12 protein-coding genes and 1 pseudogene are annotated in these 14,371 nt (G+C 58.7%); 6 read left to right on the top strand and 7 right to left on the bottom strand.

What is annotated here, in order from left to right; all coding sequences use genetic code 11:
- Both E2F50_RS22945 and ligD read left to right on the top strand, forming a co-directional pair.
- On the top strand, nt 1–872 hold an 872-nt coding region (locus E2F50_RS22945), incomplete at its 5' end, for a hypothetical protein (RefSeq protein WP_161974101.1).
- An 837-nt stretch (nt 873–1,709) separates the two neighbouring features.
- Nucleotides 1,710–4,370: a DNA ligase D gene (ligD, locus tag E2F50_RS12115; RefSeq protein ID WP_133316351.1), complete on the top strand. Its 2,661-nt coding sequence runs from the start codon at nt 1,710–1,712 to the stop codon at nt 4,368–4,370.
- 99 nt (nt 4,371–4,469) lie between these two features.
- Here ligD and E2F50_RS12110 read toward each other — a convergent pair whose 3' ends face one another.
- Complete coding sequence (locus E2F50_RS12110; protein WP_133316350.1) at nt 4,470–4,691, bottom strand: hypothetical protein; 222 nt, start codon at nt 4,689–4,691, stop codon at nt 4,470–4,472.
- A 665-nt stretch (nt 4,692–5,356) separates the two neighbouring features.
- A pseudogene (locus E2F50_RS12105) lies at nt 5,357–5,566 on the bottom strand (response regulator); the annotation flags it as partial.
- Between E2F50_RS12105 and E2F50_RS23540 the strand changes: the two are divergent.
- Nucleotides 5,556–6,188: a response regulator gene (locus tag E2F50_RS23540; RefSeq protein WP_133316348.1), complete on the top strand. Its 633-nt coding sequence runs from the start codon at nt 5,556–5,558 to the stop codon at nt 6,186–6,188. The pseudogene E2F50_RS12105 and the gene E2F50_RS23540 overlap by 11 nt on opposite strands.
- 104 nt (nt 6,189–6,292) lie before the next feature.
- Here the strand turns inward: E2F50_RS23540 and E2F50_RS23675 are convergent, their stop codons facing one another.
- Complete coding sequence (locus tag E2F50_RS23675) at nt 6,293–6,856, bottom strand: CGNR zinc finger domain-containing protein (RefSeq protein ID WP_425375385.1); 564 nt, start codon at nt 6,854–6,856, stop codon at nt 6,293–6,295.
- Between the two features lie 130 nt (nt 6,857–6,986).
- Here E2F50_RS23675 and E2F50_RS12090 point away from each other — a divergent pair, with 130 nt between their 5' ends.
- On the top strand, nt 6,987–7,940 hold the full coding sequence (locus E2F50_RS12090; RefSeq protein WP_133316346.1) for an EamA family transporter: 954 nt from the start codon (nt 6,987–6,989) through the stop codon (nt 7,938–7,940).
- 652 nt (nt 7,941–8,592) lie between these two features.
- Here E2F50_RS12090 and ku (E2F50_RS12085) read toward each other — a convergent pair.
- The 4 genes from ku (E2F50_RS12085) to E2F50_RS12070 form a co-directional block, all read right to left on the bottom strand.
- Complete coding sequence (gene ku / locus E2F50_RS12085) at nt 8,593–9,405, bottom strand: non-homologous end joining protein Ku (protein WP_133316345.1); 813 nt, start codon at nt 9,403–9,405, stop codon at nt 8,593–8,595.
- Between the two features lie 10 nt (nt 9,406–9,415).
- Nucleotides 9,416–10,321, bottom strand: coding sequence for a non-homologous end joining protein Ku (gene ku, locus E2F50_RS12080; RefSeq protein WP_133316344.1), 906 nt, complete (start codon nt 10,319–10,321; stop codon nt 9,416–9,418).
- A 203-nt stretch (nt 10,322–10,524) separates the two neighbouring features.
- On the bottom strand, nt 10,525–11,643 hold the full coding sequence (dinB, locus tag E2F50_RS12075) for a DNA polymerase IV (protein WP_133316436.1): 1,119 nt from the start codon (nt 11,641–11,643) through the stop codon (nt 10,525–10,527).
- Nucleotides 11,644–11,651: 8 nt separating this feature from the next.
- The gene (locus tag E2F50_RS12070; protein WP_342635719.1) at nt 11,652–11,891 is read right to left on the bottom strand and encodes a hypothetical protein; all 240 of its coding nucleotides are present in this window, start codon (nt 11,889–11,891) and stop codon (nt 11,652–11,654) included.
- Between the two features lie 285 nt (nt 11,892–12,176).
- On the opposite strand from E2F50_RS12070, the gene E2F50_RS12065 reads away from it, so the two are divergent.
- Together E2F50_RS12065 and E2F50_RS12060 are read left to right on the top strand one after the other, a co-directional pair.
- A complete protein-coding gene (locus tag E2F50_RS12065) occupies nt 12,177–12,935 on the top strand; it encodes an ImuA family protein (RefSeq protein ID WP_133316342.1) in 759 nt (252 codons plus the stop codon).
- Complete coding sequence (locus tag E2F50_RS12060; RefSeq protein ID WP_133316341.1) at nt 12,853–14,367, top strand: Y-family DNA polymerase; 1,515 nt, start codon at nt 12,853–12,855, stop codon at nt 14,365–14,367. Before E2F50_RS12065 ends, E2F50_RS12060 begins: the two co-directional genes overlap by 83 nt.
- The last annotated feature ends 4 nt before the right edge of the window (nt 14,368–14,371 follow it).

The following is a 14,371-nucleotide window of genomic DNA, read 5'->3' as shown; positions in this document are numbered from 1 at the left end:
GAGGCCGACGCGGCGGCGCGGGTAATGATGGAAACGATAGCCGGGACAAGCTGACCCCATTGCAGGAGGCCTTGCTGAAAGAAGCTGCGCGGGAGGTCACCATTAGCGGAAATGGCCGCTCCGACACCGTGCGGATGGATGAGGTTGTCACCCGCAAAATGATGCAGATGGCTGCCAATGGTGGGCAACATTCGATCAGCAATGCCATCTACCAGATCAACATGGCGCAACGGCTTAAACAGAAGAAGGTCGATGAAGAGGTGGCCTTCGGGCACAGGTTCAAGGCCCATCAACAGCATCTTCTGGACGAGGCTCGCAAGCGCGGCCAGGATCTCGACACCGTGCTTCCGCACCCCGATGACATCGTCGTGGAGGAGGGGGTGGGTTACGAATTGATTGGCCCGTTCGACGAGACGGATCTGCGTAGGGTAAAAAGAGAGTGCGCTCGGCGAGATGCTGCTATCCTACAGGCAGCATTAGAGGAGCGATTGGGGCCTCGAACACCTGAGGCTGACAAAGAGCCATCGAGCCATCCCGCGGAGGCGTCTGCCCTCTTGGTCGTGCAGGTATTGAACGACGCTTTGCCGAAGCGTTTCCAAAAATCCAGCCTGCAAATCGCCATGGAACTGATGCGGTACGAGGGGGTGACAAAGCGAGAGCTTCTGAAGCGTAGCCATCAGCAATGGGCGGCACTTGGCCAATCAAAGCCGAGAGGTTGGCGGCTTCCTCCCGTCGAGACCGTCATATCGACATTGCAGCGCGTCCTGCCGGCAATGATCGCTCTTTACCCTGAGGCAAAGAGCGGCAAACTGTCGGTGGAAGCCATTGCGATCAAGCTGCAGCGGATGATCGGTCCCGCTCCGATCTGGTAATCAGGCGCTTGGGCAAGCAACCTTATTCCTCGGTCGGCCATACAGCTTTACCCGTGTGGCCAATCGACGGACCCAATGTCGACGCAGTGTGACGCAATGGCTTGAGCCTCATTGGATTAAGCTTGTCACCAGGTCCATCATGTCGCAAATGCCTCCATTTCTTCGCGGCTATCGCCAGGCACTAAGAGACGTCCAGCGAGCAGTTCTGGTCTACCACGAGACAATGACCGGTCATGCATCGGCTCGGGCTGCGGTATCAGCCGCGGCGGACGGCATATCCGTGTCGCTCAGAAGGATACGGGAAGCAGGTGTCGCATGGCGGGATCAAAAGGTACCGGAGCAGGCGGCTGGGACCGCGACCCCACAGGGAGATTTTGCGCAGGGCTACCAAGCAGGTTTCGACGGGGCGGTTGGCATTGTCGCAGACTGGGGGCAAGAAATGAATGACCCTGCTGCGCAAGATGCGATTAGAGAAATCGTCGACTGTTTGCGGCAAGCGCGGCTCCAAATCATCCCCGATGAAAGCGGGAAGATCCAAACTCTATGCACGGTATTAGATTGACTCGAGTGTCTCGGCTTTAAACCGCCTGAGAGTTCCGAAATCAGTAACAGGCCCTACAGGTAACGCAGTCGGCGGTCCATAAGGAAGACTGCACAAGTGCTCGCCGAGGGTCCATCCACGGAGGCAGATCCTCTGGATCATTACGGGCACCCTAATTCGCTATATCGTCGTCCGGATGGTGTCGATGATCAGTTGCGATGACGGCTGATCCGCCTGCGGAACCATGTCCGATGGACGGCATTGGAATCCGTTCTTCATAGGGATCGTAAAGCGTCATGGCCGACAATCTGTCTAAATACCGCGAAAAACGCGACTTCAAGAAGACGGCTGAGCCAAGTGGTGAGGCGCAGGTCAAGGCATCCAACAGACGCCGGTTCGTGATACAGAAGCACGACGCCACGCGCCTTCATTACGACCTCCGGCTCGAACTTGACGGTGTCTTTAAATCCTGGGCGGTAACCAGGGGTCCCTCCCTTGATCCGAAGGACAAGCGTCTTGCGGTTGAAGTCGAGGATCACCCCCTGGACTACGGCGACTTCGAAGGCACGATCCCGAAAGGCCAGTATGGCGGCGGCACGGTCATGTTGTGGGATCGTGGATACTGGGAACCGGAAGGTAGCAGGACGCCAGAAGAAGCGCTGGCAAAAGGCGACTTCAAGTTCACGCTTGAGGGAGAGCGGCTACAGGGCAGTTTCGTGCTCGTTCGCATGCGCCACGACCGGGATGGCGGCAAGCGGACCAATTGGCTGCTGATCAAGCATAAAGACGAGTCTTCCGTTGAAGCGGATGGCGCGGCCATTTTGGAAGCAAAGCCGACTTCCGTCGCCTCCGGCCGGACGATGGAAGCAATCGCGTCCGGGAAGGGCAAGAAGCCAAAACCGTTCATGATGCAGGGTGGCGACGTTCAAGCCGATGCGGTGTGGGACAGTAACCACGGACTGGCTGCCGAGGAACGCGACACTGGGATCAAAGGCCAGAAGCGAGCCAAGCCAGCTCAGCCCCAAAACTCGGCCATGCCGGACTTTGTAGAGCCTCAGCTTTGCGAGACATTGACTCGTCCTCCTTCCACAGCGGGCTGGTTGCACGAGATCAAATTCGACGGCTACCGCATTCAAATGCGGGTAGTCAGCGGCGAAGCAACGCTCAAAACTCGCAAGGGGCTCGACTGGACAAAGAAATATCCAGCCATCGCCGCCTCTGCTTCCAATTTACCTGACGCTATCATCGACGGCGAAATCTGCGCCCTCGATGAAAACGGCGCTCCTGACTTTGCGGCACTTCAGGCAGCCCTTTCTGAAGGCAAGACCGACCAGCTGGTCTTCTTCGCCTTCGACCTCCTGTTCGATGGTGAAGAAGATCTGCGCGAACGACGACTTACCGAGCGGAAAGAGCGTCTGGCGGCACTGCTTTCAGACGCGGGCGAGGATCCGCGTCTTCGCTACGTCGAGCATTTCGAGACTGGGGGCGATGCCGTCCTCAAATCCGCATGCCGGCTGTCATTGGAAGGTATCGTTTCCAAACAAGCCGATGCTCCTTATAAGTCCGGCCGCACCGACACCTGGGCGAAGTCTAAATGTCGCGCCGGGCACGAGGTTGTCATTGGGGCCTATGCGACGACGAACGGGAAGTTTCGGTCGCTGCTGGTGGGAGTGAACCGGGGCGATCACTTTGTCTATGTCGGCCGCGTGGGGACCGGTTATGGTGCCAGCGTCGTCGACAAGCTTCTGCCAAAGCTTCAGGAGATGAAGGCGTCAAAGTCTCCCTTCACCGGCATCAGCGCGCCCAAGAAAAGCCCGGACATTGTTTGGTTGAAGCCGGACTTGGTCGCAGAAATCGAGTTTGCAGGTTGGACCGCGGATGGCCAGGTCCGCCAGGCATCGTTCAAGGGCCTTCGAGAGGACAAGCCAGCGGCGGAGGTCGAAGCTGACTTGCCAGCAGAGCCCGCCGAAGTCGAGGTCCCGGACCCGGAAACAGACAAGCCTAAGGTGCCGAAGCCAAGGAGCTTGCGAAAGGGCGCCAAGGTCGACGTGATGGGCGTCTTGATCTCCAGCCCGGACAAGCCCCTGTGGCCTGACGCTGGCGATGGTGAGCCGGTGACGAAGGTAGATCTGGCGCGATATTATAAAGCTGTAGGACCGTGGGTGATCGACCATATCAAGGGACGACCGTGTTCGATCATCCGCACGCCCGACGGCATTGGTGGCGAGCAGTTCTTCCAGCGTCATGCCATGCAGGGGACATCGAACTTGCTGACGCTGGTCTCGGTTTCCGGAGACAAGAAGCCCTACTTGCAGATCGATCAGGTTGAAGGACTTGCCGCTATCGCTCAGCTTGGCGGAGTGGAGCTACATCCGTGGAACTGCGAGCCATATCAGCCGGAGGTTCCTGGTCGGCTGGTCTTCGATCTTGACCCCGCTCCTGACGTTGATTTTGAGAGAGTGATCGAGGGAGCGCGGGAAGTCCGCGATCGACTTGAAGAGTTGGGCCTCGTGAGCTTCTGCAAGACCACTGGCGGCAAGGGCCTGCATGTGGTGACACCACTGTCCGTTCCGAAAGGAAAGAAACTCGGTTGGGACGAGGGCAAGGCTTTTGCCCATGACGTTTGTCAGGAAATGGCGCGGGACAATCCCGACCTTTATCTGATCAAGATGTCCAAGGCTCAGCGAGAGGGACGAATATTCCTCGATTACCTCCGCAACGACCGGACATCGACGGCCGTTGCTCCTCTGTCTCCTCGGGCAAGGCCTGGGGCACCAGTGTCGATGCCGTTGAACTGGAGCCAGGTGAAGGCAGGGCTTGATCCTAAGCGGTTCACGATCAGGACCGTACCAGGCTTGATCAAGAGCAGCGATGCATGGGAGGACTACTGTGACAGCCAACGCTCTCTCGAACAGGCCATCAAGCGGCTGGCCAAGAAGAGAAAACGTGCTGCGTGATATCGATAGAGGGCGTTCATCCCCGAATGGGTAGCGATTGAGCCAGTTGATACCTGGAGCGGACGAGATCTACCCCCACGAGGCAGGATGGAGCAGGAGCTATCCTTCGGATAACAACCCGTCGAAGACTTCTATAAGGGCCTCGGTAATGGCAGATCCCAGAGCGTTTCCAGCCGTTCGAATAATCTCCTCTTCTCCATCCCGCACAGCCAGCGCAAGGCCTGTCCCCTGTTGACTTACTATCTCCTTGGCGCGTTCGATTGCCCATAATTTATAGTCATTGCGGTTGTCGATTGCGATAGATGTCTCTTCGCTTTGCATGGTGGTTCCTGAAATTGCCTGCCTTCGCGCCAGGTCTTAGAGAGATCTACTGTCCTCTATGAAGAAGCCCATGACCGGAAAACCGAGTTCTTCACCTCACGGTTCCGCTCCCGCATCCATAACCTGAGAATATAGACCTAATTGAACTTCTTGTGAACCGTCTCTTTGTCTGCGCCCGGCGGCCTTGCGAGCACCCAAGGCGCTTCCCACTTCTTCGAGCTAAGGGTGCCAAGCGCAGCATTTAAATGATCACGCTTCACTCGTACTTGCCCGCTAAGGAGTTTTCAATGAAGAAGCCCATTATTCGCATTGCTGCCATTATGCTCGTGTTGGCCTGCGCCGCAGGGTGCGTCAGCCAAACTTATACTCGGGGTGAGCCGGTCGGAGGTATGGTGCAGCAACATGGCGGTGGTCAATCCGAACCGTACCTAGTTCCTGGGAGCTATCGCTGAACCTTCTAAAGGGGCACGCTACTTCAGCGACAGACTCATGCTCAATGGTAGGTCTGAGAAAGCTTTGATTGAAGAGTTGGTCGCTTCGGGGGAATACATGCCCCGTCAGCAGCCGCTGACGGGACTGCTGACAAAGCCATACGGCCCACGCTAACGCCGCGACCAACGTCAACCGTTGGTGTGGGAAGGCTAACTAACGCCTTAGCGTCTTCTTTACTGCTGATCCAGCGCCGCCCGAAGCTTCGTAGCCAGTTCACCGAGCGAGGAAGGCTTCTGCAGAAAAATGACCCCTGGATCGAGAACACCGTTATGGACGACGGCATTGCGAGTGTAGCCGGTGGTGAACACGACCGGAAGCCCTGGTCTGGACGCTCTTGCTTCATCTGCAAGCTTGCGGCCGTTCATCTGGGCCATGACAATGTCTCGGGCAGTTGACGGGCGGGGTGTGCGTCAGGTCAAGGAAAGAATGCCGGACCTGGCGGTCCTGTTCACGTCGGGATACACCGAGAACTCGATCGTGCATGGCGGCCGGCTCGATCCTGGCGTGGAACTCTTGTCAAAGCCTTATTCTCGCGAGGCGATGGCGCGCAAGATCCGGCAGGTCCTAAACAGCGGCAGGCAGACGAAGCAGGCTGAACAGGTAAGGGATCTGTTCGTAAAAACGGCACCTGAACATAATCCCACAACAGTGGGTGCAAAACGGGTCCTGCTTGTAGAGGACAATGTCTTGATCAGAATGTCGACCGCCGACATGTTGCTCGATCTCGGGTGCAAGGTGCTTGAGGCTGGATCTGCTGAGGAGGCCCTCTTACACCTAGAGGAAGAGGCCATCGATATCGTCGTCAGTGACCTTGGGCTTCCTGGGATGGCAGGGGAAGACTTCTGCCGCGAGGTGCGCCACCGCTGGCCGCACATCGACATCGTCTTTGCGACGGGTGCGGGCCATGGTCCAACATTGAACGACGCGTCACCAACGGCGCTGCTGTCGAAACCGCATGGGGTGGAGGAACTGAGGGCTGCTCCGGAGGCGGTCGTGGGACCGTAGATGCTCCCTCGATCTTATGGTACCTTCATTGCAAGGTTCTCAGAAGGACATACATCGTTCAAGCGCATACTGCACTTGGCTATATCAGCGGCAGCCGCTTACCGCTAAGAATGCTTGGCCCGATATTTTCGGACTCGTGCGCTTGTTCCGCATGTCTCGTCCGAACACCAGCGGCGACGCCCGCTCTTGGAATGGTCGATGAACAACCAACCACAGTCTCGCCCTGGACACTCCCCGATTGGGCGGCGGTGTTCACGTGCAATGAAAAGTTCGACCGCAGACGATGCCAGTCTCGCTGTGATTGCGCTTAGGTGGCTGATTTCCTGCGACCAGACAATTGCGCCAGATGGGGATAGGGTAAGCTTTTGGGCTGCCGCCCATCGCTTAGCTCCGTCTTCGATGAGCTTAAGATCAGCGGCATCCGCATCGCTCATCGAAATCTCGCACAGCGCGACGCGGTATATAGCCTCCCGTAACGCCTTAGCTTCGTCCAGCGCCTCCCGTCCTTCTTCTGGATGAGCGCGGGCCAGTTTGGCGAGCCTAATCGAGCAGCCAGCAGATACTAATTCCAGTCTCGACATCCACTCGAGCAGATCGCCGCAGGTCTGTAGCGCATCTGGCCCCCACCGGTCGCGGCGGCTGTCGACCGTGTTTACAAAATCCAACACCGGGTGTCCGCCAAGGAGACGAAGGTCGCGTATCGGTTTGGCTGGGATGATTTCCACTTCACGGGAACCTTACCTGCTCGATGGTGTTGAAACGGTATAAAGCAGTTTTAACCGTTACAGGGCTGCAACGATGTTCCACCGAGATCTGAGCAGCTTCCTGGCACTGTGCCTGATCTGGGGGACCACGTGGATAGGTATCACGATCGGCATCGAACGTGTACCCGCGGTCATGTTTGCTGGGACACGTTTCACGGCGGCCGGGATCCTGCTGATTGTGATACTGTCGTGCCGTGACGGCTTACAGCTTCCCGACCGGCAGAGCGGCGTTAGGCTTGCGATTGTGAGCGTCCTCTCCATTACCTTGTGCTACGGACCAATGTTCTGGGGGATGAACCACGTTTCGTCAGGGACGGCTGCCGTGCTCGAGATGTCCATGACTCCCGTCGCACTACTTTGCTTTGCGATAGGGCTTCGTGAGGAGGCTTGGAGCGCAGCAAGATTTGCAGCCGTGGCCATTGGTGTCGTAGGGCTATCAATCCTGTTTCTTCCCGACACAGTTTCGGCCGGCGAGGAAGGGACGTCATGGCTGCCAATCCTTGGAGCGGCCGCCGTGACCTGGGCCGCCATCTCATCCGCGTTCGGTTCTATCCTTGCCCGTCCGCTTATGGCGGCTCAGTCGTCAGCCTACATAGCTGCTTGGACAAACCTGATCGGGGGCCTCGTCCTGGTTTTAGGGTCTCTGATCTTCGAGGAGGGGGCGGCCGCGTCGCTTACCGAAATCTGGGAATGGGAGGCTTTTGCCGCGTGGGCATATCTTGTCGTGTTCGGCTCCCTTATCGGCTACACGATCTATATGCGCTTGATCCGCGACGTCGGATCAAGAGCGGGAAGCTTCGCCTTTGTGTCGCCGGTCATCGCGGTCACCATTGGCGTCGTTTTCAACAGTGAAACAGTCACCATCCTGGACATCTGCGGGATGATCTTGATGTTGGGGGCGGCTTACTTCTCTATGCGTGGATCGGATGGCGTTACTTTGGAGGGCCCTGCACCGCAGAGCGCCACCAAAATCAGCTCAGAGACTTGACGTGAAGGGATTGCATCGTGCTGTCGAAATACGGCCTCGCCGTCTTTGATGTTCTGCTACCTTTAATCATCTGATCAAACGGCAAGCGACGCGAACAAGACGGCGGTAGAAAGATAGCGAACTAGAAGTTTTTGCTCTCCGTCAGGGGGCAGTAATATCTGGATAAGGTTCATCGGACCTCCCCGAAGTTGATCGAACTATCAGGCGATGGCGAATAGCTGCCTTTGCCATTACGCACGCTAACTGCGAGGTCCTGTCGTCCATCCAGTTTTATTCAGCCTCAGTAGCGGTGATGCGGCTGTCCGGCGAATAAAGTAGAGCCGGACTTCACAGTCGAGCCGTCACTCGTTGATGCAAACCTGCCTCCAGATGAGTGGGTCGGGCACGGACTACATCGCTCTCACGGACCCAGACATTGCCGTCGACATCCTCTCCGCGCCGAATCGCATCTGCAGCAAGTTCGCGGTAGAACTCAGAGTATCGGACCAGTCGTCTCAGCGACTTCTCCGGCGGATTAGCGGTAGCCCTCATCGCTTCACAGGTTACGATGACAAACCATAACTTGGATCGATCCGTCACGACCATCCGACCATTCTCGAAATAGATAGCAGGCGCTGGCTCGCAAAGCGTGATCTCGGTGTCGTCTAGCATGTCAGCCCGCCTTTCGGCCCTTCAGTTCGTCGGAGAGGGACTTCTTCAACGCATCCATGATGTTGATGACGTTCGAAGCCGGCGCAGCCGTCTCCTTGGACTTTGCCGACTTCTTCGCAGGTTTGAGCGCCTTCTTCTTTTCGGCAATGAGCTTCAGCAGGCTTTCCTGGATAGGATCGCTGACCATGTCCGGCGACCAGCGCGCTGATTTCTGTTTGATGAGCGACTGGACGAGCGGAACAAGATCCGGATCGGCCTCGTCATCGATATCCTCGAAGTAGCTCTGCTCCGGCCGGACCTCGTCGCCGAAGCGGAGTGACCACAGCACGATGCCTTCGTCGCGGGGTTCCAGCACGACGGCACGCTCTCGGCGGCCTATGACGAGCTTCGACACGCCGACCACCTTGTCGGCCTTCATCGCATCCCTGATCACTGCATAGGCCTCGTTGCCGACGGCGTTGTCGGGCATCAGGTAATGGGGCTTCTCAAGGTAGACCCACTCGATGCTGTCAGAAGGGACAAACTTCTGGATGTCGATCGTCTTCACCGTGTCCAACACCACGGCGTCGAGATCGTCGTCGGTCAGGATCACGTAGTCGTTCTCGCCGCGGGCGTAGCCTTTTGCCTCGTTCTCGTCTTCGACAGGCTTGCCCGTCACTGAGTCAATATACTGGGAGACGACGCGATTGCCTGTCTCCTTATTAAGGGTATGGAAGCGGACCTTTTCGCTTTCCGAGGTCGCCGGAGTCATGTTGACCGGGCAGGTGACCAGCGAGAGCTTGAGGTAGCCTTTCCAGTAGGGACGTAACGCCATGGTCTATCTCCTAGCTCGCCTTGCGCTGCGGGGCAGCCTTCGAAGAAGCGGTCTTTGCGACAGCCCCGCGCGCGGCGCGTTGCCTGCCTTCGCCCTTGTTGGCATTGGCCGCGGTGCGCTTCGGCTTGTCCTCGGCGGCCTTCGTCATGCCCGCACTCTCACGAAGAGCGGCGAGCAGATCGTTCGGCTTTGAAACCTCGACCGCCTTCCGCTTCGGCAGCGCCTTGCCGTCGATCTTCGCTTTCACCATCTCGGCGAGGGCAGCTTCGTACCGATCATCGAACGAAGCAGGGTCGAACTCGCCCTTCTTCGTGGATATGATGTGCTTGGCAAGATCGAGCATCTCGCCTTCGATCTTCAGCTTCGGCATATCGTCGAAAGCCTTTTTCGACGACCGGACTTCGTAATCGTAGTTCAGGGTGGTGGCGATCAGGCCCTTGCCATGCGGCCGTATCAAGACCGTCCGCATCCTTCGAAACAGCACTGTGCGGGCGATCGCTGCGACCTTGGACTTGCGCATTCCGTCGCGTAACGCGGCGAACGCATCGGATCCCATTTTGTCCGGGGTGAGATAGTACGGCTTGTCGAAGTAGACGTCGTCGACATCAGAGCAGGGTATGAATGCCTCGATCTCGAGCGTCTTGTTGCTCTCGGGTATGGCAGCCGCGACCTCTTCGGGGTCGATGATGATGTACTGGCCGTTCTCAATTTCGAAGCCTTTGGTCTGGGCTTCTTTCGGAACTGGTTCCTCCGTCTCGCTGTCCACGAAGCCGCGATTCACCCTGTTCCCGGTTTCCGTATTAATCGTATTGAACGTGATCCGGTCGGATGTAGATGCCGCCGTGTAGAGAGCTACTCCGGCGGAGACCTCACCGAATTTTATGAAGCCCTTCCACTGTGCACGATGACCTGCCATTACGCTGTACTCCGAATCACTTGACCAGCGACTCAATCGGAATCGAAGTGATTCGTTCCGACTCGAAATGAATCTAATTTCAAGGGTTTAGGAGTTTCGGCTCTTAGGTTGATTCAGGAGTTGCGCGGCCTCAGCAGCTAGGCGTCGCCATGTTCATGACTCTAAAGATGAATCCGCAAGAACGCCTCTTTCGCCTGCTTGCCTTACAGGCCCAGGTCGAACTGCTCACTGGCGACCTCAGGGCCTGATCGCTGAAGCGACGAAAGGGTGACGCCTAACAGCCTAACGCCCTTGGCGCTCGGAAACTCGCTCGCCAGGACCGCCTGGCAGATGTCCTGGATGCTTGCGGCCGAAGAGATCGGCGCAGTTGCCGACCGACTGCGGGTGACCTGCCTGAAGTCGGCATACTTGATCTTGACCGTTACCGTCCGTGGGCGGATGTCGTTGGCGTCGCAGTAGCGCCAGACCTTGTCGATCAGCGGAATGATCTCCGCCTCCGCCGCATCGAGGCTATGGATGTCGTTGCGGAAGGTGTCTTCCGCCCCCACCGACTTGCGGACCCGGTTCGACCGGACCTGGCGCTCGTCGATCCCGCGTGACAGGCCATAGAAGTACGGGCCAGACTTACCGAAGTGCTGGACCAGGAATTCCAGAGACTTTGACCTCAAGTCGGCGCCTGTTTCGACGCCGAGCCGGTGCATCTTCTCGGCTGTTGCTGGTCCCACGCCATGGAACTTCTTGACCGGCAGCGCCTCCATGAACTTGGGCCCGTTCTTTGGTGTGATCACCGCCTGGCCGTTCGGTTTGTTGAGGTCGGAAGCGATCTTGGCGAGGAACTTGCAGTAGGAGATGCCAGCCGACGCATTCAACCCTGTCACTTTTTTGATCCTCGCCCTGATCTCCTGCGCGATCTCGGTCGCGATCTCTTGGCCCTTCAAGTTCTGCGTGACATCAAGATAGGCTTCGTCGAGGGAGAGTGGTTCGATTAGCGTCGTGTATTCGGCAAAGATTTCGCGGATTTGCATCGACACTGCCTTGTAGACGTCGAACCGTGGTCGGACGAAAATGAGGTCCGGGCACTTCCTCAGTGCCGTCACGGATGCCATGGCGGAGTGGACACCGAACTTGCGCGCTTCATAGCTTGCCGCCGCAACGACACCGCGCGCCTCTCCATGCCCAACAGCCACAGGCTTGCCACGAAGTTCGGGATTATCTCGCTGCTCGACGGAGGCGTAAAAAGCATCCATGTCGACATGGATAATCTTCCGGACGCCAACGGCACTTGGCTGTGGCTCCTCGGCTGAATCCTCTTCTCCGTCCATCGCGTCGATCATCGGACTATGCTTTCCCCGTCCAGGCACGGAAAGCGTGTTTGGCAGCGGTCGCCATCGAGGCTCACCAGGCGGTCGCAGCCCATTGCCGCCATCCTGCGCAACCGCGCAAAGGTGACGGCCGCTCCATGCTTCGTCAGGAGAATAGCGCGGTCAAGCTGGCCCGAGCGGCCACAGGCCGCGCATTCAACTGTGATCACGATGTCCCGCACCTGCCGCAGCGTCGCGTTCAGGTCCAAGGGCTTTGGGTTTCTCCTTGTCATGTCCTTCCTCGCATCGGCAATTCAAAAGTCCTCAGTGTCCAAATGAAGACCAGCAAAAAATCTTCTGGAGTCTTGGAGAGCACTGCGGGCCATCTACCAAGCTGATTCAGCAGCATGAATCTTCACGGGCGCTAAAATGCCGAGATAGTGTCCTGTTTGACTCCGCTTGACTCTTCTTTCGTAGCGGAACAGAAACAGAACATCAACATTCTTGGGACATGAAGTCCTGTGCCACGCGAACCTTGAGGAGGGTCGTGAACGATGTCGCATGCCCAGACCTCACGAGTTGTCGAGGAGCTTAGAGACCGGATCGCCCATCTGGAAGGCAGCGTGTCGCGCAAGGCGCTCATCCTGCCCTTCGGTGTGCCCGATATCGATGAGCGTCTGCCAGGCGGCGGGCTTGCCTATGGTGCCTTGCATGAGGTTGCAGGTGGCGGATCAGGGACGGTGGATGGCGCAGCCGCTGCCCTCTTTGCTGCGGGAATAGCGGCGCGGTCAAAGGGCAAGGTGCTGTGGTGCCTGACCCGGCCGGACCTCTTTGCGCCAGCGCTGTCACAGGCAGGGCTTCACCCCGACCGCGTCATCTATTGCGAGGCGGACCGGGAAGAAGACGTGCTCGCTTCCATGGAAGAAGGCCTGTCCTTTGGGGGACTGGCGGCGGTTGTCGGGGAGCTGGTGAGGTTGCCGATGACGGCGTCTCGTCGCCTGCAGCTGGCTGCCGAGAAGACGGGGACGATGGGATTGGTGGTCAGGAGGTGGCGGCGGCAGACGGAGGCCTCCGACTATGGGCAGCCGACAGCCTCCACCACACGCTGGCGCATCAGCGTTCTGCCGTCCGAGGCCTTGCCCGTTGCAGGCGTTGGACGGGCGCGGTGGCTGGCGGAACTGATGCGCGTAAAAGCAGGCGAGTGTGCTGAATTCGAGTTAGGAGCCTGTGATGCCAAGGGTCGTGTCCATCTACTTCCCGTATCTGCCGACGGATCGGATACGTCGGCATGGCGACGGAGCCGGGCCGGTTGACCAGCCGCTGGTGGTGATTGCAAGGAGCGGCTCGAAGCGCTGGATATCGGCGGCCGACACGGCTGCCCGCAAGCTTGGGCTCAAGGTCGGCATGCCCGCCAGCAAGGCGCAGGCCATGGTTGCCAACCTCCAGATGGTCGATGCCGATCCGCTCGCCGATGGCGCAGCCATCGAGCGGCTGGCGCTATGGGCGCTACGTCGGTACTCCCCGGTTGTTGCCGTGGATGGTGTTGATGGCATCGTCATGGATACGGAAGGAGCCGATCACCTGCAGGGCGGCGAAGAACTGCTGATCTCCGGCATCGTCAATGGGTTGCGCGGCAGGGGCCTGACCGCCCGTGCCGCTGTTGCCGACAGCTGGGGCGCAGCCCATGCACTGGCGCGGCTAACAAGCGCCGAGACGGTGGTGGTGCCACGAGGCGACGTGACGAAGGCAGTCATCGGGCTTCCGATCCACTGTCTGCGGCTTGGCCCCGACACGATCCGGGCTTTGCGCGTGCTCGGAGTGGAGACCGTTGGCGAGCTGTCGGCACTGCCGCAAGCGCCACTGACATTGCGCTTTGGTTCAGAAGTCGGTCGCCGCCTCGATCAGCTCTTCGGTCGTCTCGCAGAACCCATTGAGCCACTGCGCACGCCGGAGCTGGTGGAGGTAGCCAGGAACTTCCAGGAGCCCATCGGTGCGGCAGAAACCATTGCCAAATATGTCCGGCGGCTGGTGGCACAACTGACGGCGAAGCTTGAGGAGCGGGGGCTGGGTGTCCGGCGCTCCGATCTCATCATCCACCGTGTTGACAACACCCGCCAATGTCTTCGAGCAGGGCTCGCCAAGCCCGTGCGTGATCCGGCACAGCTGGTAAAGCTGCTCTGCGACCGCATCGAGAAGATCGACCCGGGCTTTGGTATCGAGCGGCTGGTGCTGGTGGCGGTGATCGCTGAGCCGCTGGAAGAAAAGCAGGTCACAAGCGCTCTGGTCGAGGAGGAGGTGGTGGATGTGACGCCGCTTGTCGACATCCTCGGCAACCGGGGACAACGCCTGTATCGCATCGCGCCTCTGGCATCCGACGTTCCCGAACGGTCCATCCAGCGTATTGGCCCGACGGCAATCGAGACCGGTGCTCACTGGGCCGCCAAATGGCCAAGGCCGTCACGCTTGCTGCCTTATCCGGAAGAGATCGAGACCATGGCCGTGCTGCCTGACCAGCCGCCGGTGGTCCTGACCTGGCGAGGCAAGCGCCGCCGCATCGTCCGTGCCGATGGGCCGGAACGTATCTTCGGCGAATGGTGGCTGCGGCCGCGCGAGATGCAGGCGGTGCGCGACTACTTCGTGGTCGAGGACGAGCAGGGTGAGCGGCTCTGGGTCTTTCGCGCTGGCGACGGTGTCGACATCGGGACGGGCTCGCACAAGTGGTTCCTGCACGGCATCTTTGGTTAGGGGC

The sequence above is a fragment of the Rhizobium deserti genome (assembly GCF_004358025.1).
Classification (GTDB): Bacteria; Pseudomonadota; Alphaproteobacteria; order Rhizobiales; family Rhizobiaceae; genus Neorhizobium; species Neorhizobium deserti.
Note: the sequence above shows the minus strand (reverse complement) of the source record. Positions and strands in the feature narration are given on the sequence as shown.